This window comes from Streptomyces glaucescens, from assembly GCF_000761215.1.
Lineage (GTDB): Bacteria > Actinomycetota > Actinomycetes > Streptomycetales > Streptomycetaceae > Streptomyces > Streptomyces glaucescens_B.
This window is the reverse complement of record NZ_CP009438.1, coordinates 5,686,029-5,709,832: the sequence shown is the minus strand read 5'-3', so window position 1 is coordinate 5,709,832 and position 23,804 is coordinate 5,686,029. Positions and strand designations below refer to the sequence as shown.

General features: G+C 71.7%; 18 protein-coding genes. 7 read left to right on the top strand and 11 right to left on the bottom strand.

From position 1 onward, the window contains the following. The first annotated feature begins 145 nt into the window (after positions 1–145). Both SGLAU_RS24775 and SGLAU_RS24770 read left to right on the top strand, forming a co-directional pair. Positions 146–2,311 carry a RecQ family ATP-dependent DNA helicase gene (locus SGLAU_RS24775; RefSeq protein ID WP_043504666.1) on the top strand — a complete coding sequence of 722 codons (2,166 nt, stop codon included), beginning with the start codon at positions 146–148 and terminating at the stop codon, positions 2,309–2,311. 323 nt (positions 2,312–2,634) lie between these two features. Beyond that, positions 2,635–3,264 (top strand): hypothetical protein, encoded by a 630-nt coding sequence (locus tag SGLAU_RS24770; RefSeq protein ID WP_043504664.1) that lies wholly within the window; start codon positions 2,635–2,637, stop codon positions 3,262–3,264. Between the two features lie 283 nt (positions 3,265–3,547). Here the strand turns inward: SGLAU_RS24770 and SGLAU_RS24765 are convergent, their stop codons facing one another. From SGLAU_RS24765 to SGLAU_RS24755, 3 genes are all read right to left on the bottom strand, one after another. Next, positions 3,548–4,174 (bottom strand): hypothetical protein, encoded by a 627-nt coding sequence (locus SGLAU_RS24765; RefSeq protein WP_043504663.1) that lies wholly within the window; start codon positions 4,172–4,174, stop codon positions 3,548–3,550. Positions 4,175–4,242: 68 nt separating this feature from the next. Then, the gene (locus SGLAU_RS24760; protein ID WP_043504661.1) at positions 4,243–4,944 is read right to left on the bottom strand and encodes a ribonuclease HII; all 702 of its coding nucleotides are present in this window, start codon (positions 4,942–4,944) and stop codon (positions 4,243–4,245) included. 82 nt (positions 4,945–5,026) lie between these two features. After that, on the bottom strand, positions 5,027–5,650 hold the full coding sequence (locus SGLAU_RS24755) for a TetR/AcrR family transcriptional regulator (protein WP_043504660.1): 624 nt from the start codon (positions 5,648–5,650) through the stop codon (positions 5,027–5,029). A gap of 183 nt (positions 5,651–5,833) precedes the next feature. Here SGLAU_RS24755 and SGLAU_RS24750 point away from each other — a divergent pair, with 183 nt between their 5' ends. Together SGLAU_RS24750 and SGLAU_RS35315 are read left to right on the top strand one after the other, a co-directional pair. Then, positions 5,834–7,381: an MFS transporter gene (locus SGLAU_RS24750; protein WP_043504658.1), complete on the top strand. Its 1,548-nt coding sequence runs from the start codon at positions 5,834–5,836 to the stop codon at positions 7,379–7,381. A gap of 681 nt (positions 7,382–8,062) precedes the next feature. After that, positions 8,063–8,419, top strand: a complete 357-nt coding sequence (locus SGLAU_RS35315) for a hypothetical protein (RefSeq protein ID WP_159072801.1) — start codon at positions 8,063–8,065, stop codon at positions 8,417–8,419. A gap of 131 nt (positions 8,420–8,550) precedes the next feature. Here SGLAU_RS35315 and SGLAU_RS24745 read toward each other — a convergent pair whose 3' ends face one another. The 3 genes from SGLAU_RS24745 to SGLAU_RS24735 form a co-directional block, all read right to left on the bottom strand. Next, positions 8,551–9,465, bottom strand: a complete 915-nt coding sequence (locus SGLAU_RS24745; RefSeq protein WP_043504656.1) for an ADP-ribosylglycohydrolase family protein — start codon at positions 9,463–9,465, stop codon at positions 8,551–8,553. Positions 9,466–9,477: 12 nt separating this feature from the next. Next, positions 9,478–10,137 carry a histidine phosphatase family protein gene (locus SGLAU_RS24740; RefSeq protein ID WP_043504655.1) on the bottom strand — a complete coding sequence of 220 codons (660 nt, stop codon included), beginning with the start codon at positions 10,135–10,137 and terminating at the stop codon, positions 9,478–9,480. A 76-nt stretch (positions 10,138–10,213) separates the two neighbouring features. Next, positions 10,214–10,819 carry a YdbC family protein gene (locus tag SGLAU_RS24735; protein ID WP_043504654.1) on the bottom strand — a complete coding sequence of 202 codons (606 nt, stop codon included), beginning with the start codon at positions 10,817–10,819 and terminating at the stop codon, positions 10,214–10,216. A 149-nt stretch (positions 10,820–10,968) separates the two neighbouring features. Between SGLAU_RS24735 and SGLAU_RS24730 the strand changes: the two genes are divergently transcribed. After that, on the top strand, positions 10,969–11,502 hold the full coding sequence (locus SGLAU_RS24730; RefSeq protein ID WP_043504653.1) for a TerD family protein: 534 nt from the start codon (positions 10,969–10,971) through the stop codon (positions 11,500–11,502). A gap of 73 nt (positions 11,503–11,575) precedes the next feature. Here SGLAU_RS24730 and SGLAU_RS24725 read toward each other — a convergent pair whose 3' ends face one another. Both SGLAU_RS24725 and nrdR read right to left on the bottom strand, forming a co-directional pair. Continuing rightward, on the bottom strand, positions 11,576–14,467 hold the full coding sequence (locus SGLAU_RS24725) for a vitamin B12-dependent ribonucleotide reductase (protein ID WP_043504652.1): 2,892 nt from the start codon (positions 14,465–14,467) through the stop codon (positions 11,576–11,578). Positions 14,468–14,628: 161 nt separating this feature from the next. After that, entirely contained in the window at positions 14,629–15,180 is a 552-nt protein-coding gene (gene nrdR / locus SGLAU_RS24720) for a transcriptional regulator NrdR (RefSeq protein ID WP_043506969.1), read from the bottom strand. A gap of 707 nt (positions 15,181–15,887) precedes the next feature. Here nrdR and lexA point away from each other — a divergent pair. After that, positions 15,888–16,667, top strand: a complete 780-nt coding sequence (lexA, locus tag SGLAU_RS24715; protein WP_043504651.1) for a transcriptional repressor LexA — start codon at positions 15,888–15,890, stop codon at positions 16,665–16,667. Between the two features lie 249 nt (positions 16,668–16,916). On the opposite strand, the gene SGLAU_RS24710 is transcribed toward lexA, so the two are convergent. The 3 genes from SGLAU_RS24710 to SGLAU_RS24700 all read right to left on the bottom strand — a co-directional run bounded on the left by SGLAU_RS24710 (position 16,917) and on the right by SGLAU_RS24700 (position 21,919). Then, entirely contained in the window at positions 16,917–18,893 is a 1,977-nt protein-coding gene (locus tag SGLAU_RS24710) for an ATP-dependent DNA helicase (RefSeq protein WP_043504650.1), read from the bottom strand. Between the two features lie 285 nt (positions 18,894–19,178). Further along, positions 19,179–19,907 carry a GNAT family N-acetyltransferase gene (locus SGLAU_RS24705; RefSeq protein ID WP_078957875.1) on the bottom strand — a complete coding sequence of 243 codons (729 nt, stop codon included), beginning with the start codon at positions 19,905–19,907 and terminating at the stop codon, positions 19,179–19,181. Between the two features lie 47 nt (positions 19,908–19,954). After that, complete coding sequence (locus tag SGLAU_RS24700) at positions 19,955–21,919, bottom strand: IucA/IucC family protein (RefSeq protein WP_043504649.1); 1,965 nt, start codon at positions 21,917–21,919, stop codon at positions 19,955–19,957. A gap of 613 nt (positions 21,920–22,532) precedes the next feature. On the opposite strand from SGLAU_RS24700, the gene SGLAU_RS24695 reads away from it, so the two are divergent. Further along, the gene (locus tag SGLAU_RS24695) at positions 22,533–23,753 is read left to right on the top strand and encodes a trypsin-like serine peptidase (protein WP_043504648.1); all 1,221 of its coding nucleotides are present in this window, start codon (positions 22,533–22,535) and stop codon (positions 23,751–23,753) included. Positions 23,754–23,804 lie beyond the last annotated feature (51 nt).

Here is a 23,804-nt window from a genome sequence, read left to right as displayed (position 1 = left end):
CCGAACTCCGCTTCGGCCTGTGGATAACTCGGATCAGGGACACGTCACCCATATCCCGGCTGCGGGCCGCCGACGGGTGCCGCACCCCCCTCTCCCGTCCGTCTCGCCGTGCCCACTGTCAGTGCCGTCCTGTTGTATGGGACGCATGGAGCACACGAGCAACGCGGATCTCCGGGCGGAGGCCGACGCGGTCCTCGCCCGCCTCGTCGGTGACGCCACGGGCGCGGCACGGCTGCGCGAGGACCAGTGGCGGGCCATCGAGGCGCTGGTCGCCGAGCGGCGCCGGGCCCTGGTCGTCCAGCGCACGGGCTGGGGCAAGTCCGCGGTGTACTTCGTGGCGACGGCGCTGCTGCGTGCCCGGGGCAGTGGCCCCACCGTGATCGTCTCCCCGCTGCTCGCGCTCATGCGCAACCAGGTCGACTCCGCGGCGCGGGCCGGCATCCACGCCCGGACGATCAACTCCTCGAACACCGAGGAGTGGGACGCCGTCCAGGCGGAGATCGCCGCCGGTGCGGTGGACGTCCTGCTGGTCAGTCCGGAGCGGCTCAACAATCCCGACTTCCGCGACCAGGTGCTGCCCGCGCTCGCCGCGGCGACGGGCCTCCTCGTCGTGGACGAGGCGCACTGCATCTCGGACTGGGGTCATGACTTCCGCCCCGACTACCGGCGCCTGCGGACCATGCTGGCCGACCTCCCGGCGGGCGTCCCCGTGCTCGCGACGACCGCCACCGCCAACGCCCGCGTGACCGCTGACGTCGCGGACCAGCTCGGCACCGGGGGCTCCACGGACGCCCTGGTGCTGCGGGGCCCGCTGGACCGCGAGAGCCTGAGCCTGGGTGTGCTGCGGCTGCCGGACGCCGCGCACCGGATGGCGTGGCTCGCCGACCACCTCGACGACCTGCCGGGCTCGGGAATCATCTACACGCTCACCGTGGCGGCCGCCGAGGAGGTCACCGCCTTCCTGCGGCACCGCGGGCACACGGTCGCGTCGTACACGGGCAAGACGGAGAACGCCGAGCGGCAGCAGGCGGAGGAGGATCTGCTCGGCAACAAGGTGAAGGCGCTGGTGGCCACGTCCGCCCTCGGCATGGGGTTCGACAAGCCCGACCTGGGATTCGTGGTCCACCTCGGCTCGCCCTCCTCCCCCATCGCCTACTACCAGCAGGTCGGCCGCGCCGGACGTGGTGTGGAGCATGCCGAGGTGCTGCTCCTGCCGGGGCGGGAGGACGAGGCGATCTGGGAGTACTTCGCCTCCCTGGCCTTCCCGCCGGAGGACCTGGTCCGCCGCACCCTCGACGTCCTGGCCCGCGCGGACCGTCCCCTGTCCCTGCCCGCCCTGGAGCCGCTGGTGGAGCTGCGCCGCTCCCGCCTGGAGACGATGCTCAAGGTCCTGGACGTCGACGGGGCGGTCCGGCGGGTCAAGGGCGGCTGGATCGCGACGGGGCAGCCGTGGACGTACGACACCGAGCGCTACGACTGGGTGGCCCGGCAGCGGAGGGCCGAACAGCAGGCGATGCGCGAGTACGCCTCGACGAGCGGCTGCCGCATGGAGTTCCTGCAACGGCAGCTGGACGACGAGGGCGCCAAGCCCTGCGGTCGCTGCGACAACTGCGCGGGGCCCCGGTTCACCGCGGACACCTCCACGACCGCCGTGGAGGCCGCGCGCACGGACCTGGGGCGGGCAGGAGTCGCGGTGGAGCCGCGCCGGATGTGGCCGACCGGCCTGCCGGCGATCGGCGTCGACCTCAAGGGCCGCATCCCGGCCGGCGAACAGGCCGCCACGGGGCGGGCGTTGGGCCGGTTGTCGGACATCGGCTGGGGCAACCGGCTGCGGCCGATGTTCGCGCCCCAGGCCCCGGACGGCCCGGTGCCCGACGATGTGGCGAAAGCGGTCGTGGGGGTCCTGGCCGACTGGGCCAGGGGGCCGGGCGGCTGGGCGCCGGGAGCGCCGGAAGCCCAGCCGCGCCCCGTCGGTGTCGTCACCATCGCCTCCCGTTCCCGGCCCCGGCTGGTCGGCTCCCTCGGCGAGCACATCGCGCGCGTGGGACGGCTGCCGCTCCTGGGCACGGTCGAGTACACCGCCGGCAGCGGACCGGTCCCCCGGAGCAACAGCGCCCAGCGGCTCAAGGTGCTCGACGGTGCGCTGACCGTGCCGCCCGCCCTCGCCGCCACGCTGGCCGACGTCCACGGACCGGTGCTGCTCGTGGACGACTTCACGGAGACCGGCTGGACCCTCGCGGTCGTGGCCCGCATGCTGCGGCGGGCCGGCGCCGAGGGGGTGCTGCCCCTGGTCCTCGCCGTCCAGGGCTGAGCGGCGGCACGGCGCCCCGCGTCCGCCGACGCCCCGTCAGCGGCCCGCCGCCCGGCGGGCCGTGCGGCACCGCAGCACCGGGCTGGCCTGCGCCGTCGGCCCCGGGCGTCGCCCGGCATACCTTTGGGTAGGGATATAAGCCACCCACCATCCGATAAGGGTCGGTGGCCCCAATTGCTCGTTGCCGCTTCCAGGTTCGACAGGAAGAATTGAAGTCCGCTCCCCGCACGGTTCGTCCGTGATCAGACAGGGCTCCGCTGCGGTGCGCGCTCCCCCGAAACCGATCCCGCCCGCAGTGTGGGCGCGTAGCCGAAGGGAGGATCGTGACCTTCGGATTCGCTCCGTCTACGGCATCCACGTCGTCCGCCGACCTGTCCGCCGCTTCCGCCAACCCCCTGGCCCGCATGCTCGAACCCGCGGAGTGGGCCGCCGCCGGGATCCCCCTGCTGCGCAATCCGCGCGAGGTGGTCAGCGGACTGCACGCACGGCACCGTCCGCAGCCGGCCACCGCGGTCGTGGCCGTGCTCGACCCGGACGAACGGGTGCGGGCGAGCGCGTCGTTCACCCGGCGCCCGGCCCCGGCCGACGGCTGGATGTTCCGCAACGCGCTCCTCGCCCAGCTGCGCCGGGTGATCCCGCACGACCTGCGCCGGCGCACCCCGGTGCGGACGGCCGTGCTGATGTACTGCCGGGACGGTGACGCGCGTTGGACGGAGGAGGACGGGGCCTGGATGTGGGGTCTGCGGGACGCGTGCACACTTCACGGACTGCGCTGCGGGGCGTACATCACACTGACGCGGGACGGCTGGCAGGTCCTCGGGGAGGGACGCGGCGGACGCCGCCCCAGTACGCACTCGGCACCGGAGCCCTTCGCCCTGTCCGAGGCACCGCCACCACCGATACGCACCGGCGGCGCCGCCTCGGAGGTGCTGCGCCGCGCGGCGGCACGCTGAGCCGTCCACGAACCCCACGGCGACCCCGGCCGACGGCACGCGCTCCCCTGACCGAGCGCGTGCGGTACGCCCCTCGTACCGGCCACGGCACGGTTCGCCCCGGCTGATCGCGCACGGGCGGCTCTGCCGCACCTCACCGGCGTCTGCCCGGGCGACCGCCTCGGCAACCCCACCGGGGCCCACACCGACAGGCCACCACCCAGCCCGGGCGGCCGGGGCACGCGGAAGCCGTCGCGGGTGCGCGGCCCCGCCCGTCCCGGGACCGGGGACTGTTCGGACCTGCTCAGACCCCGACGCCCAGCACCGCGTTGATCTGCTGCGGGTCACCGCAGACGACCAGCAGGGCACCGGCGCGCTCGAGGGCCAGGGGCAGGGCGGTGGCGGTCACGGCGTCGGAGCCGCCGTTGACGGCGACGACGACCACGGGCCGGGAAGCCGCACGCCCGGCGACGGCGGCGTCGGCGTAGAACACGTCGTCGCGCGCGTCGTGCTGGGCCCAGTAGGCGGCCTCGCCGAAGGACAGCTCGTGGGCGGCCCACGGGTGCGGCTCGCCGGTGGTGATCACCAGCACGTCACCGGGGGCGCGGCCCGACTCCAGCAGGAGGTCCACGGCCTCCTCGGCGGCGTCGAGCGCTCCCTCGGCCGAGGCCGGGATCAGCTGGATCTGCGGGGTCGCCGGAGCGGAGGCGGCGGGGCCGGCCGGGCCGGGGTGGGCCGCTGAGGCGTCGGGGGCCGTCCGCTGCGCCGGAGGCGCGGGCCGGACGGGGCCGGGACGACCGGGACGCGGCGGAGCCGCGGGGCGGGGGCCGGGTACGGGGCGGGGGGTCGGCGCGGTGCGGCCGCTGGCCGGAGTGGCGCGGGGACCCTGGGCACTCTCGTGAATCTGAGGCTCCTCGGGGATGAGAGGCATGACCTGATGTTTATCAAACGTTGGTGCGACACGCGCGACTGGGTGGCACATACGTGCGATCGGAAACGTCAGAAATCGAAGCCGAGCTGGCCCTCGATCGCCGGAACGCTTCCGTCCGCCCAGCTGCGGGCCTTCTTGAGGTGCCGCCACTGGGGCAGCGCATCAAGATACGCCCACGACAACCGGTGATACGGAGTGGGGCCCCGCACCTCCAGTGCGGCCTTGTGCACGGGCGACGGATACCCGGCGTTGTCCGCGAAACCGAAGTCTGCATGGTCGGCACCCAGTTCGGCCATCATTTTGTCCCGCTGGACCTTGGCGATCACCGACGCCGCCGCCACCGCCACGCACGACCGGTCGCCCTTGATCACGGTACGGACCGTCCAGGGCGCGCCGAGATAGTCGTGCTTGCCGTCGAGGATCACCGCGTCGGGGCGGACGGGCAGACCGTCCAGAGCCCGCACCGCCGCAAGCCGCAGCGCGGCCGTCATTCCCAGCTCGTCGATCTCTTCCGGGGACGCGTGCCCCAGGGCGTACGACGTGACCCACTGCTGCAGTGTCCGCGCGAGCTCGGTGCGCCGCTTGACGGTGAGCAGCTTGGAGTCGGTGAGCCCTTCGGGCGGCCGGCGGAGTCCGGTTATCGCCGCGCAGACGGTGACGGGGCCGGCCCAGGCGCCGCGCCCCACCTCGTCGACACCGGCAATGATCTTCGCTCCGGTCGTGGCGCGGAGTGAGCGCTCGACGGTGTGAGTAGGTGGTTCGTACGGCATGGCGCCCTTAGCGTACGCCGGTCCGAACCCGTGGCGACACCCCGGTTTGCCCTCGCCCCCGCCCGACGGTCTCCGCCGGCGCTCAGCCTCCGTCCACGCGGAGCAGCGGCATCATCAGCCGGTCGGTCATCTCCTCGATGTCTCGATCGCTCCATTCGCATCCGCACATTTTCGACCGGTACATCATCATGGCCGGGACGGCATCGAGAACGTATCCGTCGGCGGCGTCCGCCCGCACCTCGCCTCGCTCGATGCCACGGGTGATCACCTCACGCAGCAGCTTGACGGTCGGTTCCACCACCCCCTCGACGATCACGGTGTGGAAGCGTTCAGCCTGCACGGTGTCGCATTCGTGAATGACGGAACGCAGGGCGGATCCCGGACGCGAGAACATCGCGTCACGCGCCTGCCGGCACAGGGCGAGCAGATCCTCGCGCACGCTCCCCAGGTCGGGTGCCGCGTCGAGCCGCGGCAGCCCGGCCTGCAGCGCGTCCGCGACGAGGTCCTCCTTCGACGGCCAGCGCCTGTAGACCGCCGCCTTTCCGGTCTGGGCGCCCGCGGCGACGCCCTCCATCGTCAGGCCGTTCCAGCCGACCGTACTGAGTTGCTCCAGCGCGGCATCGAGGATCGCACGTTCGAGTACGGCGCCGCGCCGACGGGGAGAGGCCGCCCGAGCGGGGGCGGCCGTCCAGCGCGAAGTGACCATTCGGGTATCTCCAGCGAACAGGAAATGGCTATCGGGGATGAAGGGGACTTTTCTGCTCATGACAGTCGGACGCACCACGGCATGACGGATCCAGTGAACGCTTGCGTTCACTAGCGGGGACTCACTACCGTTGACGCGACAGTGAACGCGAGCGTTCACTAACGCTCATGTGGGGGACCCATAGTGACGACCTCTCAGTTGACGCAACATCAGAAACCGGGTGCGGCGCGCCGGCAGGGGCATCCCGGCATCGCACTCACCGTCATCGCGGCCTGCCAGCTCATGGTGGTACTCGACGCGACGATTGTGAATATCGCACTTCCGCACATCCAAGACGCACTGGCGTTCAGCACCACCGATCTCACCTGGGTGGTCAGCGCGTACACCCTGACCTTCGGCGGCCTGCTGCTCCTCGGTGCCCGGGCCGGTGACATCCTGGGCCGCCGCCGGGTCTTCCTCACCGGCATCCTGCTGTTCACCTTCGCCTCCCTGCTCGGCGGGTTCGCCCAGGAACCCTGGCAGCTGCTGGCAGCGCGTGCCCTGCAGGGCGTGGGCGGCGCCATCGCGTCGCCGACTTCCCTGGCGCTCATCACCACCACCTTCGCCGAGGGGCCGGAGCGCAACCGCGCGTTCGGCGTCTTCGCCGCGGTCTCGGCGGGCGGTGGCGCGATCGGCCTGCTCGCCGGCGGCATGCTCACCGAGTGGCTGGACTGGCGCTGGGTGCTCTTCGTCAACGTCCCGATCGGTGTGCTGATCGCCGTACTCACCCCGCTCTACATCAACGAGTCCGAACGCCACCCCGGCCGCTTCGACATCGCGGGGGCGCTGACCTCGACGGTCGGCATGGCCTCGCTCGTCTACGGCTTCATACGCGCGGCCGAGGAAGGCTGGCGGGACAGTCTGACGCTCACCTCCTTCGGTGCCGCGCTCGTCCTGCTGGTCGCCTTCGTGTTCACGGAGATGCGGGCCAGGGAGCCGATCACCCCGCTGAAGATGTTCACCGACCGAAACCGCGCGGGCACCTATGTGATCATGCTGAGCCTGGCGGCGGCCATGTTCGGGATGTTCTTCTACATCGTGCTGTTCGTCCAGAACGTACTGGGCTACAGCCCGATCAAGGCGGGTGTGGCCTTCCTGCCCGTCACGGTCGCGATCGTGATCGGCGCGGGTCTGTCGCAGCGGTTCCTGCCGGTGCTCGGGCCCAAGCCGTTCATGGTCGCCGGCTCGGCGGCCGTCGTGACCGGGCTGATCTGGCAGACGTTCATCACCCCCGACAGCTCGTACCTCGGCGGCGTCCTCGGCCCCATGCTGGTGTTCGGCTTCGGCATGGGCCTGAACTTCGTGACGGCGACAGTGACCGCGGTCTCCGGGGTCGCCCCGAACGAGGCGGGCGCGGCCTCCGGCCTGCTCAACGCCACCCAGCAGGTCGGCGGCTCGCTGGGCCTGTCCATCCTCACCACCGTGTTCGGCACGGCCAGCAAGGACGAGGCCGAGAAGCAGCTGCCGAGCTTCCTGGCCGAGAGCTCGCCGGAGAAGCAGGCGGAGTTCGCCACGACGCACCAATTGCCGGCGCCCTGGGGCCATGAGGTGCTCGCGGAGGGCATCTCGACGGCGTTCGTCCCGGCCGCGGCGATGGCCGTGCTGGCACTGGTCACCGCCTGGTGGGTGATCCGTGTCCGCAAGAGCGACCTGGAGGCCCTGTCCGGCACGGCGGGCCCGATGGTCGGCTGACCGAAGGACGGCGCGGGCCGGACGAACCGGCGGGCCGAGGGGCATGACGGGGGTATGTCCGCGGCTCGCCGGCCGGCCCGCGCGTGACCGCGGACGGCGGGGCGGCGTCCAGGGACCCCACGGGGAGGACGCCGGTCCGGCCGTCCGCGCACCGCTCCCCGGCACCGCCGGCCGCACCGCCACCATCACCGTCACCGCGCAGGTGAGCAGGACCCACAACACTGCCAGCACTCCCACGTCACCCCCTGCGCTGCCCGACGGACCACCGCGGGGCGGCCGATGCACCGCGGATACCGGGACAACGCCCTGCGGTCACGGAGAGTTCCCACCCCGCACGGAGAGTTTGTGCGCCTTTGGCCAGGGGGATCAGGCCCCGGCTCTCAGAGCCGCACCTGCCCGGGCCGACAGGAACTGATGTCTTGGTCAGCGCGGTACCGAGTCGCCATTCGGCTCCGTCGCGAGTCAAGCCGATACTGAGCTTTCTGCGGTGCCCCCTCTGCTTGCCCCCCGCTACTGCAGCGGCACATAGTGGTATACGGAGCGAGCGGGCGAGGGTTCGTTGAGCGGTGAGAATAGCGAAAACCGATTGCGCATCGCGACGCCCCTGCTCCGAGCTACGTCAGCCGGATCCGGAGGTCTGGCGTTCCTGAACTGTTCGAGGATCGCCGCCCAGGAGGCACAATGCGACGCGGCGCAAACATCAACATCATCCCTGACTGGACCCCTCAGACCGGACAGATCGACTTCGTGTGGGATGACGCCAAGATTTCAGGCCCGCACCCCGAGGACAAGTGGTTCGGAAGGCTTGCTTTCATCGGCGGAGCCGTCAGTTACGAAGGGGACTGGGATTGGGACCCGGCTGCGAACAAGTTGCACCTGTGGGTGCCAGTGCCCGGCGGTGACGGACACCGCCATCTGGTCGCAGTGCTTGACCAATTCGCATTGCCGCCAACCGCAGGCATGACGGGTCCTGGAGCCCTTGCGCCCACACTCGGAATTCCGGTGATCGGAGACCTGACTCTGACGTGGCGAGTTTGAGTCGACGCCGGCTGATGACGGCTGCCGCAATACCGGTCGCAGTCATGCCCCTTGTCGGCCCAAGGCGTGGGCACCGAAGATGCCCGGCGACAGCGGCAGTCCGTGCCGGACCGCACCCCGGCCAAACGGGGTCAGCCGGCCGACGTCGCCGCCGGTACCCAGTCCGGCAGTGCCTCGGTGCGCCCGGCCCACTCGGCGGGCGGTGCCCCAGCCCTGCCGGAGGCGATCACCCCGCCCACGATGGCACAGGTGGTGTCGACGTCACCACCGGCCTGCGCGGTGGTCCAAAAGGCCCCTTCGTAGTCCCCGAGCGAGCGCGCGGCCGACCAGAGGGCGAAGGGCACGGTGTCATGGGCGGTCGTACGCCGTCCGCAGCCCAGCACGGCCGCGACCGTGGCCGGGTCGCCGTAGTCGAGCATGTCGCGGGCGCGCCGCAGACCCGCTCCGACCGCGCTCTTCGGGACGAGCGAGACCACACCGTCGAGCAGTGCCTCGGGGCTCGGCGGCCCGGCGGGATCGGCGGCCAGCGCGGCGGCCGCGGCGACGGCCATGGCGCCGACGACGGCCTCACGGTGCTGGTGCGTGGGGTAGGCGGAGATCTCCGCCTGATGGGTCGCCTGCTCGGGGTCGTCGGCGTACCAGGCGCCCAGGGGGGCGATCCGCATGGCGGCACCGTTGCCCCAGGAACCCTGTCCGTTGAAGAGCGCGGCGGCCAGCTCGCGCCAGTCGCCGCCCTCCCGGACGAGCCGCAGCAGACGGTTGACGGCGGGGCCGTAGCCGCGGTCGAAGTCGTGGTGGTGGGCGAAGGAGTGGGCCAGGGCGTCCTGGTCGATCCGCTGGTGGGCGGCGAGGACGGCCACCACGGAGCAGGCCATCTCCGTGTCGTCGGTCCACTGCCAGGGGCCGGGCGGCAGCTCCCGTCGCTTCAGCAGCGGATAGTTCACCGGCACGAAGAACTGGGAACCCAGCGCGTCCCCGACGGCCAGTCCGCGCAGGCTGGCCAGGGCGCGGTCCAGGCGCCCGTCGGAAGAGGAGTCAGCGGTCATCGCCCTGCCACTCTATCCGGTGATCCCGTAGGGTTCCGGATCTCGCCAGCGTTCGAACGGCCGGTCCAGCGTGTACTTGCCGTCCTCCCCCAGGACGAGCATCCGCATGTCGCCGTTCTCGGGATTCCGCAGCGACTCGAACTCGGCCACGGTCCAGTGGAACCAGCGCATGCAGAACAGCCGCATGGCCAGGCCGTGGGTGACCAGCAGCACGTTCGGCGGGTGGTCGGGGGCCTCGAAGCTGCGGAACAGGCTCTCCAGGAAGCCGCCGACCCGGTCGTACACGTCGGCGCCGCTCTCCCCCTGGGCGAAGCGGTAGAAGAAGTGCCCGTAGGCGTCCCGGTACGCCTTCTGCAGGCGTACGTCGTCGCGGTCCTGCCAGTTCCCCCAGTCCTGCTCGCGCAGCCGGGGCTCCTCGCGCACGCGTATCAGCTCGGGGTCGAGGTGGAAGGCCTGCAGGGTCTCGTGCGTGCGGCGGTACGGGGAGACGTAGACGCTGACCCGTTCCCGGCCGAACAGCTCCCGCAGTCTCTTGCCGGTCTCCTCGGCCTGCCGCAGACCCCGCTCGGTGAGGGCGAGTGCGTGGTCGGGTTCGCGTTCGTACACGGAGTCATCAACATTGCCCGTTGACTCGCCGTGCCGGACAAGGACGATGCGCCGTGGTCGTGCCATGCCAAAACCCTAGATCGCGCCACGACCGGTGGAGCACTCGTACGGGCTCCATACGGCGTAGATCACACATTTCCCGTCAGACCGTCCAGGTCGGCTCCAGATCCACGACGTCGCCCGTGAGCGCGGCGACGTCCGCCTCGGTCTGCGCGCGCAGGGCGAGCCGCTCCACCCGCTCGGTGCGGTACTTGCCGTGCTCGGCCGCCGACCGCCACATCGACAGGACCATGAACTCGTTGCCCGGGGCCTCGGCGAACAGACCGCGGATCATGCCCGGCGAACCGGCCATGGCCGGGTTCCACACCTTCTCCTGCATCAGGGTGAAGTTCTCGACCCGGTCCGCGTGGACCCGGCACAGGGCGACCCGGAGGAGATCGGCGTCCGTGAAACGGGGCTCGAAGCCGGTCTTCACGTCGAAGCGGTGGTCGAACAGCCGGGCCTGCGCGTCCTTGAAGGTGCCCGACTGGGCCGCCGCCAGCCGGTCGTGGGAGCGGGCCATGAAGGAGTCGTAGAAGGCCCGGCTCTCCCAGAAGGCGAACACGTGGGCCACCGAGGGCCGGCTGCGGCTCCAGCCCCCGCCCTGCCCCCGGAAACCCGGCTCACCCAGCAGCCCCGCCCACTTTCGCTGCCCCCGCTCGAACCCCCGACGGTCCACCACGGTGCAGCGAGTCCACTTGACCAGCACCGCGCCATGGTAAGGCCCCGGGACGTGGCGGGGGTCACGCTCCGGCGGACAGGCCGGGCGCGAGCGCCCCGGCGCGCGTGGCAGGATGGGCAACCGGCTTGGACCGCCCGGCAGTTCGGCCTGCGGGCACTCGGGGAAGGGGGACGTTCGTGAACGGCATCAGCAAGGGGATCGGCAAGGTCGAGATCGCGCTCAAGTGGGACCCCAGTCCGGCGGGGCAGCCGCCCACCGATCTCGACATAGTGGCCGCCACGTATCAGGCGGGCGAGCCGTACGGCGATCCCGCGTACGTGGTGCACTTCGACAGCCGCTCCCCCGACGGCACCATCTACCTCAACCGCGACAGCAAGGACGGCAAGGGCTTCGGCTGGGACGAGGTGCTGACCGTGGAGCTGAACCGGCTCGACGCGCGCTACGCGCGCGTGGTGGTCGGTGTCGCGATCCAGCAGCGGCCCGGGCGGCGCACCTTCGTCAGCGTGGTCAACCCGGCTCTGCGCATCCGTGAGGGCTACACCGATCTCGCGCAGGACGACTTCGGCGGGGTCCTCGGGGCGACCGCGGCTGCGGTCGCGGAGTTCCGGCGGGACGAGGCGGGCGTGTGGGAGTTCCGCCCCGGGCTGATCGGCTTCGAGGACGACCCCACGCACTTCACCCGCGTCATGGGGACCCTGCACAGGTCCTGACCGCGGGGTTCCCCCGCGGACGCCACGAGGGGCGCCGGCTCAGTGCCGGCGCCCCTCACTCACAGCTCAGCGATCAGCTGCAGCCGCTGGTCGAGCCGCAGCCCTCGCAGATGTAGCAGGAGCCGGCCCGCTGCATCTTCGTGCCGCAGGAGAAGCAGAGCGGGGCGTCGGCCTGGATGCCCAGCTGCATCTCCACCAGCTCGGCGCTGGTGTGGGCCTGCTTGGGGGCGGGCGAGGCCGCCTCGGTCTCGGCCTTCGGGGTGGCGACGGCCTTGAGTTCCTGGGCGCGCGGAGCCGACTGGGCCAGGCCCTCGACGTCGACGTCCTCGTCGTCCAGCGGCTCGTAGGAGCCGGTCTCCAGGTGCCGCTGACGCTCCTCGGCGGAGTGGATGCCGAGCGCGGAGCGGGTCTCGAAGGGCAGGAAGTCGAGCGCCAGGCGGCGGAAGATGTAGTCGACGATCGACTGCGCCATCCGCACGTCCGGGTCGTCCGTCATACCGGCCGGCTCGAAGCGCATGTTCGTGAACTTCGAGACGTACGTCTCCAGCGGCACGCCGTACTGGAGGCCGACCGAGACCGCGATGGAGAAGGCGTCCATCATGCCCGCGAGGGTCGAGCCCTGCTTGGACATCTTCAGGAAGACCTCGCCGAGACCGTCGTCCGGGTAGGAGTTGGCGGTCATGTAGCCCTCGGCGCCGCCGACGGTGAAGGACGTGGTGATGCCGGGACGTCCCTTCGGGAGGCGCTTGCGGACCGGGCGGTACTCGACGACCTTCTCGACCTTGGCGGGGGCCTCCTCGGCCTTCACCTCGGGCTTCTTCTCGTCGTCCTTCTTCTTGGCCGACAGCGGCTGGCCGACCTTGCAGTTGTCGCGGTAGATGGCGAGGGCCTTGATGCCCATCTTCCAGGCCTCGAAGTAGATCTCCTCGACCTCCTCGACGGTCGCCGTCTCCGGCATGTTGACCGTCTTGGACAGGGCGCCGGAGATCCACGGCTGGATCGCGGCCATCATGCGGACGTGGCCCATCGGGGAGATGGCGCGCTCGCCCATGGCGCAGTCGAACACCTCGTAGTGCTCCGGCTTGAGGCCGGGGGCGTCGATCACGTTGCCGTGCTCGGCGATGTGGGCGACGATCGCCTCGATCTGCTCCTCCTGGTAGCCCAGGCGGCGCAGGGCCTGCGGGACGGTGCCGTTGACGATCTGCATCGAGCCGCCGCCGACCAGCTTCTTGAACTTGACCAGGGCGAGGTCGGGCTCGAGGCCGGTGGTGTCGCAGGACATCGCCAGACCGATGGTGCCGGTCGGGGCGATCACGGACGCCTGGGAGTTACGGAAACCGTTCTTCTCGCCGAGACGGAGCACATCGTTCCAGGCCTCCGTGGCGGCGGCCCAGATCGGCGTGTCCAGGTCGTCCATGCGGACGGCCTTGTCGTTGGCGTCGGCGTGCTGCTTCATGACGCGCTTGTGGGCGTCGGCGTTGCGGGCGTACCCGTCGTACGGTCCGACGACCGAGGCGAGCTCCGCGGAGCGGCGGTAGGCCGTGCCGGTCATCAGGGAGGTGACGGCACCGGCGAGGGCCCGGCCGCCGTCGGAGTCGTACGCGTGGCCGGTGGCCATCAGCAGGGCGCCGAGGTTGGCGTAGCCGATGCCGAGCTGGCGGAACGCGCGGGTGTTCTCGCCGATCTTCTCGGTCGGGAAGTCCGCGAAGCAGATGGAGATGTCCATCGCGGTGATGACCAGCTCGACGACCTTGGCGAAGCGGCCGGCGTCGAAGGACTGGTTGCCCTTGCCGTCGTCCTTCAGGAACTTCATCAGGTTCAGCGAGGCCAGGTTGCAGGACGTGTTGTCCAGGTGCATGTACTCGCTGCAGGGGTTCGAGCCGTTGATGCGGCCGGACTCCGGGCAGGTGTGCCAGTGGTTGATCGTGTCGTCGTACTGGATGCCCGGGTCGGCGCAGGCCCAGGCCGCCTCGGCCATCTTACGGAAGAGCGCCTTGGCGTCGACCTCCTCGATGACCTCGCCGGTCATGCGGGCACGCAGGCCGAACTTGCCGCCCTCCTCGACCGCCTTCATGAACTCGTCGTTCACGCGGACCGAGTTGTTGGCGTTCTGGTACTGGACGGACGTGATGTCGTCGCCGCCCAGGTCCATGTCGAAGCCCGCGTCGCGCAGGGCGCGGATCTTCTCCTCTTCCTTGACCTTGGTCTCGATGAAGTCCTCGATGTCGGGGTGGTCGACGTCGAGGATGACCATCTTGGCCGCGCGGCGGGTGGCGCCACCGGACTTGATCGTTCCGGCGGAGGCGTCGGCGCCGCGCATGAAGGAGACGGGACCGGAGGCGTTGCCGCCGGAGGACAGCAGCTCCTTGGAGGAGCGGATGCGGGAGAGGTTCAGGCCGGCGCCGGAGCCGCCCTTGAAGATCATGCCCTCTTCCTTGTACCAGTCGAGGATCGACTCCATGGAGTCGTCGACGGACAGGATGAAGCAGGCGGAGACCTGCTGGGGCTGGGGGGTGCCGACGTTGAACCAGACCGGGCTGTTGAAGCTGAAGATCTGGTGCAGGAGGGCGTACGCCAGCTCGTGCTCGAAGATCTCGGCGTCGGCGGGCGAGGAGAAGTAGTTGTAGTCCTCACCGGCCTTCCGGTACGTCTTCACGATGCGGTCGATCAGCTGCCTGAGGCTGGTCTCGCGCTGCGGGGTGCCGACGGCACCACGGAAGTACTTGCTGGTGACGATGTTGACCGCGTTCACCGACCAGAAGTCGGGGAACTCGACGCCACGCTGCTCGAAGTTGACCGAGCCGTCGCGCCAGTTGGTCATGACGACGTCACGGCGCTCCCAGGTCACCTCGTCGTACGGGTGAACGCCGGGGGTGGTGTGGATGCGCTCGATACGCAGCCCCTTGGTCGCCTTGGCGCCCTTCGCTCGGGAACCTCGTGCCGGACCGCTCGCCGTCTCTGTCATGCCGCCTCCCTGTACGGGCGAAAACGCCCTGAAGTGCCCCGATGTTCCCGAAGCACGGTGTTCTGTCTGATGTTGCGGGCACCTCTCGCTGCCACCCGCAACAGGTTCTCGATCGCCGCCGACCGGCCGGCTCCGGACACGAGGTCCGGCCGGCCCCTCGGTCAGTCGGCGGCACTCGCGGGCTCGGGGACCGATGCGGCCTCTCCCGACCCGCGGTCGTCTTCCCGGCTCCCCGCGCCCGCGCCTCCGTCGCCCGCGGCGGGGCCGCCCGTCTGCTCTCTGAGTTCAGCGATCGCCGCCTCGAAGTCCTCCAGCGAGTCGAACGCCCGGTACACGGACGCGAAGCGCAGGTAGGCGACGAGGTCCAGCTCCTGCAACGGGCCGAGTATGGCCAGCCCCACATCGTGAGTGGTCAGCTCGGCACTCCCGGTGGCCCGCACCGCCTCCTCGACCCGCTGGCCGAGCTGGGCGAGCGCGTCCTCGGTGACAGGCCGCCCCTGGCATGCCTTGCGCACACCGTTGATGACCTTGGTACGGCTGAACGGCTCGGTGACTCCGGACCGCTTGACCACCATGAGCGAACACGTCTCCACGGTCGTGAAACGACGGGAGCAGTCAGGGCACTGGCGGCGCCTGCGGATCGACGTCCCGTCGTCGGTCGTACGACTGTCGACGACGCGGCTGTCGGGGTGCCTGCAGAAGGGGCAGTGCATGAACTCCAACCCTCCTCACAGCAGACTCAACAGCCTCGGGGGCCTCACGGGCCCCTCGAAGCAGCCCCAAGCATAGGCGATCGCTGCGGGGTCGATGACCCGGGGGACCACAACTTCTGGGCTGCTGTCGTCATGCAACCACTAGATGTGGGATTTGGCGCGTACATACAGCCCAGGCCGCGTGTCGAGGGGGCGGTGTCCGCGCACGGCCGTACGGGCGATGCCGCACGGCCTCGGGAACCGCGGCATGCGGCCGTACGGGCCGGGGGAACGGCCGTACGAGCCGCGCCACGCGGCCGCTCGAACCGCACCGGAGCGGCCGTACGGGGCGGGCGCGCGGACGCCCGAACCGTGACGACGGCGAGCCGTGACCCACGGACGGCGGTGCGGTGCCGGGACGGCGGGGCCCCGAGGGGATAGCGTGGCGGCCGCACGGAGAAGCCGTGGGACTCCTGCGCGGACGGGGGCCCGGTGCCCGGACGAGCGGGTGCCGGATGGCAGACTGGGGCGCACCCCACAAGGGCGCTTCCCCGGCGCTGAAGAGTACAACAAAGGGCACATATGCCCGCACGGCACCGCGTCGGCCATACACCCGGACCCATGATCGCGACAGTCAAAACGCGCTTTTTCACTCGAACGTGTGTTTGGCGCAACCTTTCGAAAGCAACTACCGTTGTGCAGCAGGGAGACCATCGAGAGGGGCCGACGTGACCACCACCGCAGACAGTGCCACCATCACTGCCCAGGACCGCTCCCAGGGCCGACTCGAGCCGGTGCATGCGATGAACGAAGCCACGAATCCTGAGGGGCACAAGCGCTCCCTGCCGGGCCGACCTCCAGGCATCCGGGCGGACAGCTCGGGGCTCACCGATCGCCAGCGCCGTGTGATCGAGGTCATCAGGGACTCCGTCCAGCGGCGCGGCTACCCGCCGTCGATGCGGGAGATCGGCCAGGCGGTCGGCCTGTCCAGCACCTCCTCGGTCGCACACCAGCTCATGGCACTGGAGCGCAAGGGCTTCCTGCGCCGCGACCCGCACCGCCCGCGCGCCTACGAGGTCCGCGGCTCCGACCAGGCCGCCTCGGTGACCCCCACCGACACCGCCGGCAAGCCCGCCGCGTCGTACGTGCCGCTGGTCGGCCGGATCGCCGCCGGTGGCCCCATCCTCGCCGAGGAGTCGGTCGAGGACGTCTTCCCGCTGCCGCGGCAGCTGGTCGGTGACGGAGAGCTGTTCGTCCTCAAGGTCGTCGGCGACTCCATGATCGAGGCCGCGATCTGCGACGGCGACTGGGTCACCGTCCGCCGCCAGCCGGTCGCCGAGAACGGCGACATCGTGGCCGCGATGCTCGACGGCGAGGCCACCGTGAAGCGCTTCAAGCGCGAGGACGGCCACGTCTGGCTTCTCCCGCACAACGCCGCGTACGAGCCCATCCCGGGCGACGACGCGACCATCCTGGGCAAGGTGGTGGCCGTCCTGCGACGCGTGTGACGGCCGTGACGGGCGAGCTGCCAGCAGCCGCCCCTCTGACCGGGCCCCGGGACCCCTGCGCCGGTTCCGGGGCCCTGTGCTGTCTCCGCTGTCTCCGGCGGCGGCCGGCCGTCTCGGGCCGGCCGCGTCGGGACGGGCGGCCGTCCCGAGGCAGGCAGCTGCCCGGGGCGGGCGGCCGTCTCAGGTCGGCCGGCTGGCTGCGGACCGCTCGCTGTGGGGGTCGTCCCAGGACGGGCACGGCCCCCACCGTCACTGCGCCTCGGCCTGCTTCGCCGCCGCGTCGATCGCCGCGAGCGACTTCCGGACCTGATGACGGTCCGTGGTGTACCAGAAGTCGGGCAGCGACGCCTTCAGATAGCTGCCGTACCGCGCCGTCGCCAGCCGCTGGTCCAGCACGGCGACCACGCCGCGGTCGCCCGTCGCCCGGACGAGCCGCCCGGCGCCTTGGGCCATGAGCAGCGCCGCGTGGGTGGCGGCGACGGCCATGAAGCCGTTGCCACCGGCCTCCTCGACCGCCTTCTGCCGGGCGCTCATCAACGGGTCGTCGGGACGCGGGAACGGGATCTTGTCCATGACGACGAGCTGACAGCTCGGCCCCGGCACGTCGACGCCCTGCCACAGGGAGAGCGTGCCGAACAGGCAGGTCCTGGGATCGGCCGCGAAGTTCTTGATCAGCTCGCCCAGGGTCTCCTCGCCCTGCAGGAGGATCGGGAACTCCGGAATCCGCGAGCGCAGCTCCTCCGCGGCGAGCTGGGCTGCCCGCATCGAGGAGAACAGGCCCAGGGTCCGGCCGCCGGCCGCCTGGATCAGCTCGGTCAGCTCGTCCAGCATGTCCGCGCGGTCGCCGTCCCGCGCCGGGCGCGCCAGGTGCTTGGCGACGTAGAGGATGCCCTGCCTGGGGTAGTCGAAGGGCGAGCCGACGTCGACTCCCTTCCACTTCGGCAGGTCCTCGCCCTCCGCGCCCTCCGGACCGAGCCCCAGGGAGGCGCCGACCCCGTTGAAGTCACCGCCCAGCTTCAAGGTCGCCGACGTGAGGATCACGGACCGGTCCGCGAACAGCTTCTCGCGCAGCAGGCCCGAGACGGACATGGGAGCGACACGCAGGGAGGCGCCGAAACGGTCGTGGCGTTCGTACCAGACGACGTCCCACTCGGAACCGTTGGTGATCCGCTCCGCCACGTCGTGCACCGACTCCACGGAGGCCAGCGCCTGCTTGCGGACCGCGTCCTCGTCCTGGACGGACTTGTCGCGGGTCGCACCGATCGCGGAGATCACGGTGCGGCAGGCGTCGCGCAGCGCCATCAGGGCATAGGCGAGGTCCTCGGGGATCTCCTCCAGACGGCCGGGCAGGGCCAGCTCCATCAGCCGCTCGAACCCCTCCGCGGCCGTCTGCAACTGGTCGGCGGCCTTCTCGTTGACGAGTTTGGCGGCGCGGCGCACCGCGCGGTTGACCTGTCCGGGGGTCAGCTCACCGGTCGCGACGCCGGTGACCCGCGAGACCAGCTCATGCGCCTCGTCCACGATCAGCACCTCGTGCTGCGGCAGGACCGGCGCGCCCTCGATCGCGTCGATCGCGAGCAGGGCGTGGTTGGTCACGATCACCTCGGCGAGCTTGGCCCGCTCGCGGGCCATCTCGGCGAAGCACTCCGCGCCGTACGCGCACTTCGTCGCCCCCAGGCACTCCCGGGACGACACCGACACCTGGGACCAGGCGCGGTCGGAGATGCCGGGCGTCAGGTCGTCGCGGTCGCCGGTCTCGGTCTCATCGGCCCAGTCGCGCACCCGCAGCAGGTCCTGCCCGAGCTTGCTGGTTGGCGCGGCCGCCTCGAACTGGTCGAACAGGCCCTCTTCCTCGTCCTGCGGGACGCCCTCGTGGAGGCGGTGCAGGCAGAGGTAGTTCGACCGGCCCTTCAGCATCGCGAACTCCGGGCGGCGGCGCAGCAGCGGGTGCAGCGCGTCGACCGTGCGCGGCAGGTCCCGCTCCACCAGCTGCCGCTGCAGGGCCAGGGTGGCAGTGGCCACGACCACTCGCTCCCCGTGCGCGAGCGCCGGCACCAGGTAGCCGAGCGACTTTCCGGTGCCGGTGCCGGCCTGGACCAGCAGATGGGAGCCGTCGTCGATGGCGGCCGCGACGGCTTCCGCCATGGCCACCTGGCCGGGGCGCTCCATGCCGCCGACAGCGGCGACGGCGGCATGCAGGAGTTCGGGGAGGGAGGGCTTCGTCATAGCGCGACCACCCTACGACCCCGCACTGACAAACGGGGTCTCGTGCCGGGAGCGGGTAGCTGGTTCAGGACTGCCGGGCCCCTGGGGCGGCGATCGGCGGGGATCGCCGGAGACCGGCTCGCATCGGGTGTGACCGGTCGCTGTCCGATGCGGATAGCGAGGGCTGCGATGGTGATCGGAGTCGTTGCCCCTCCGCGACGCCCGCATCCGGTGGGAGCGGAGTCGCCGCGGGCGGTGTGCCGAGGGTGACGGCGTCGTCGCAGGGCGCGGCCAGGCAGTGCGGCGCTACCGCGCATGGCGCGGGACCCGTTCCCGGACCATGAGGGCGGCCCGCTTGCCGGGCAGGTCCACCTCACCGAGGACGTGGAAGCCCGCGCGCAGGAACGCGGAGATGGACGGTGCGTTGCGGATGTCGGGTTCCGCGATGACACGGGTGCAGGCGGGGCGCCTGTCCAGGATGAGCCGGGTGATGGCTTCGAGGAGGGCGCTGCCGAGCCCTCGCCCCCGGTCGGCGGCGCGGCCGATGAGGAGGTGGATCCCGGTGTCATGGGGCCGGGCGAGGTAGTGCCGGGCGAGCGGGTCGAGGTCGGCCCGGTAGATCTCCCAGTAGCCGATCGGTGTGCCGTCCAGCACCCCGAGGCACGGGACGCTCCGCCCGCCGGCGGAGAGCTGGGTGCGCAGGTGGAGCGCGGTCACCACCGGCGGGCCCGCCAGGTGCCAGTACGCGGCCACGGCGGGGTCGTTCATCCAGGCGCTGATGAGCGGGAGGTCCCGCCCGATCCGCACGGGGACGAGCCGGAAGGTCCCGACGGGCGTGGCGGTGGGACCCCACTCGGCTACGCGGCCGAGCGGATCGTCCTCGGCGAACGGCTCGGCCGGGCCGGGCGGATCACCCTCGGCGAACGGCCCGGCGAGGCCGGGCGGATCACCCTCGGCGAACGGCTCGGCCGGGCCGGAAGGCAGGCGTGGGTCCAGCGGGTCCCCGGTGTGGGCACGCTCTTCGGTGGCGGACAGGGAAGGCTCCTCTCAGGACGCGGGCCGTGGCGGTGACGGGCGCGGCGTCAGCGACGGAGGGGGTTGGCGACGGTGACGTAGACGGACTGGGTGTCGACCGGCCCCACGAGTTCGTCCAGCCCGTGCAGCCGGGTGAGCAGATTGGCCTTGCAGCGCAGGACGGGTGAGTCGAGCAGCCGGGCGGGCAGGGAACTGCGCATGCGGCCGGGGCCCGCGGCCGCGCCCGCGAGGAAGCGGCGGAACGCGGCGAGCAACAGGTGCTCGTCGGCGAGGCGCTGGGAGCCGAGGGCGCCGATGAGACCGAACACGTTGTTGATCGCCAGGTAGTAGGCGAGGCGTTCGTCCGCCGTGCCGTCGGGCACGAACGTGTCGCTGTGCTCCCCGATCCCGGGCAGGCGGGCATCGAGTTCCGCACGGCGGGACTCACGGAAGTAGTAGCCCTGGTTGTCGCGGTACCGGCCGCCCGCGGGCCAGCCATGGCCGTCCAGCAGGAGCAAGGTGTTCTGCTGGTGGGCTTCGAGGGCGATCCCCGCCTCGCCGTCCAGCCACAGCACGGGACGGACGACCCGTTCCAGGTAGCGCAGGAACCACTCGGCGGCGACGGCCGCGCGGGGCCGGCCGGTCGGCGCGGCGAGACGCTCGACGAGCCGGGCCAGCCGGGACGGGACCGGCTGGGATTCCGGTGCCCGCCCCGCTGCCTGGGGCGCCACGAGCCCCGCGACGCAGGACACGTCGTCGGCCGGGGCGAACGGGTTGTGCCGGATCATCACGTCCAGCCCGGTCATGGGGCCGCCCTCGGGGCCGTCGACGGCGAGCCAGGCCGGATCGCGGACGATGTCGAAGCACGGGTGCGCGGCGCGCCACTGCCGGGACAGCCCGGCGCGCAGCAGGCGGTGCACCTCCACTCCGCGGTGCAGTTCCTTGCGGAGGTTCTCACGACGGCTGTTGGTGATGCGCAGGCCCAGGGACAGCTTGAGCATGGCCGGGGCTCCGGACCGGTAGACGGTGCGGACGGAGGAGGTGGGGTGCCAGGGGCAGCCGTGTGCTCCGAGGTCCCGCAGCAGTCCGGCGTCGAGCAGGGAGGCGACCGCGGGACTGTGCCGGAGTTCGCGGAACTGCCAGGGGTGCAGCGGCAGCGCGGCGTAGCCCTCGGACAGGGGCAGGCCGGGCCCGGCCAGGCGTGCGGTGAGGCGGGGCGCGGGCACGGGCCTGCCGCGCTCGGTCCAGGCGGAGTCGGTGGCGAGCAGGGAGGGGGCGACGGCGAGCCAGTGCAGGGGGAAGGAGCCGCGCAGTTCGGGTGAGTACGGGCGCGCTTCGGCTTCGGTGACGCCCTCGCGGCTCTTCGGCGCCGGGTGCAGCGGGTGTCCGAGGAGGAGGGCCTGTTCGGCGGTGAGGAAGAGGTCGGCTGTGCCCGTGGGGTGGCTGCGGCGCTCTCCGATGAAGGCGGTGACCCGGCGGACCGAGTCCGCGACGCGCCCGACGAGTTCGGGAACGTGGCCGGGGCCGGCGGCCGAGGGCGGGTCGTACGCCTCCGCGGTCCTGGCCGGGGGGACGCCGTGTGCTCGGCACGTCCTGGACCCCTCGCGGGCGAGCAGGGCCGCGACGGTCACCGCGTCGGCCGGCGGGGACGGGTGGGGGGCGCCGGCCGGATGCGGCAGTCCGAAGCGGTGCCAGCCGGTGGCGGACGAGTAGTGCACGGGGACCAGCAGCGCGGTGCCGCTGGCGGGGAGGGGGACGCGCAGGGTGCCGTGGGCGGGGACGGGGATGCCGGCCTCGCGGACCCAGCAGCGCAGCAGGTTCTCCACGGCCGCGGACTCGGCGGCGACGCGGGGGTCCGGGTGCTGGAGGAGGTCGGGGGCGGTGCCCGGACCGTGCGGGCCGGGGTGGCCGGGGCCACACCGGCGTCCGGGGACCGCTGCCGTGGCCGGCTCGGGTGAGGGTTGGGTCCCTGGCGGGTCGGGCTCCGACGGGCGGGTGCCGGTGCGGCCGTCGGCGATGGGGGTGCTGTGCAAGGCGGTTCCTCGGAGGGTGTTCCGGCGCGTGGGGACGTGCCGAGCGGTACGGCGAAGAGGCCGGGCACGGGAGATCCGGCTCCGGGCGGTGAGCGGGCCGACGGGGGGTGACCGGCGTGGGGTCACGGATCGGCCGGTAGGTGGCGGCCGAGGGCGACGGTGCCCACGCCGGAGAGGCAGTCGGTCATGGCCAGGCTTCCTCGTCCTTCCGCTGTCCGTCGGGGAACCGACCGCTGCTCCGGCCCGTCCCTCCCCCGCCCACCGCGCCCCCCGCTCGGCACGAGCGTCGTCCGCGCCGGTCCGGAGCCCACGCCTGTTCCCGGCAACTCGTCTCCTCGCGCCACCGGCCCCGCCTGTTCGCCCGACCCGTCCGCGTCCGTCCGGCCAGGCGGACCCCACCGCTACCAACCCCGCTCCAGGCACCGGGTTACGGGTTGCTCCAAGATCCTTTCCGTGACGGAACCGTTGCCGTTCCGTCGGAAGTCCCCCACAGCGAGCGCATAGTGTGGGGTGCCGTTCCGGAAGGCCGTGCGAGCGGCCTGAGTTGTGTTCGGGTCCGGGCCGCAGTCGCGGCCGGTGCGCCACGTCAGTCCATCCCAGGGGGAGTAACACCATGCGATCCATACGGCCGTCGTTCACCGCTCGCAGGGAGAGGACCGGGCGCCGCAGGACCTCTCCCGTGCTGACCGCGGTGGCCCTGGCCTCGGTGCTCACGCTCACCGCGACCGCCTGCGAGTCCGGCGATGCCGAGGCGGGCGGCGAGGCGACGGCCTCCGCGGGGGCGGGTGACGGCAAGATCCGCATCCCGGACGAGCTGAAGGACCGGCTCAAGGAACACGGGATCGACCTCGACAAGTGGCGGGACGGCGCCTGGAAGAACTGGGACAAGGACGACTGGCTCCGTGAGGCCGAGGACTTCGTCAACCCGATCATCGAGGACCTGTGGGACCCGGACCGCATGCGGGAGGCCGAGGAGCCCGACCAGGAGGTCGACGAGAGCGACATCTCCGGTGACCAGGGCGTGACCGACCCGGAGCCGGCGCCGGTGGAGGCGGAGGCCGTGCCGGCCTCGTACCACGCGAACGCCCCCGAGGCGGGCAAGGTGTTCTTCGACTCCCCCGAGGGCACGATGGTCTGCTCGGCGACGGTCGTGAAGGACCCCGCCAACCCCGGCAAGTCGAACCTGGTGTGGACGGCGGGGCACTGCGTGCACGCGGGCAAGAGCGGGGGCTGGTACCGCAACATCGCGTTCGTGCCGTCGTACAACGACGCCGGCCGGTCGGCCGCGGAGCTGCAGGACGCCACCGAGGAAGAGGTCGCGCCGTACGGCGTCTGGTGGGGTGACTGGGTGCAGACCTCCGACCAGTGGATCGAGCAGGGCGGTGCGACCGGCGGTGAAGGCGCCCCGTACGACTTCGCCGTCATCCATGTGACGCCGGAGGAGGGCAGCGGCGGCAAGTCGCTGGAGGAGATGGTCGGTTCGGCCCTGCCCGTGGACTTCGACGCCCCGGCCGTGCCGGAGATCGAGGACATGACGGCGATCGGTTACCCGGCAGCCCCGCCGTACGACGGCCAGAAGCTGTACCGGTGCGAGGACAAGCCGGGCCGGCTGTCGATCCAGGCCGCGGACCCGACGATGTACCGCATCGGCTGCACCATGACCGGCGGTTCGTCCGGTGGCGGCTGGGTCGCGACCGGCTCGGACGGCAAGCCGGCGCTGGTGTCCAACACCTCGATCGGCCCGATCACCGCGGGCTGGCTGGCCGGCCCGCGGCTGGGCAAGGAGGCCGAGGCCGTGTTCGACGAGGTGAGCAACAAGTTCGCCGGCCGGTGACGGCCGGGCAGGGACGGCGGCGGGCACCTGCGGAAACCCGCACGGTCTCGC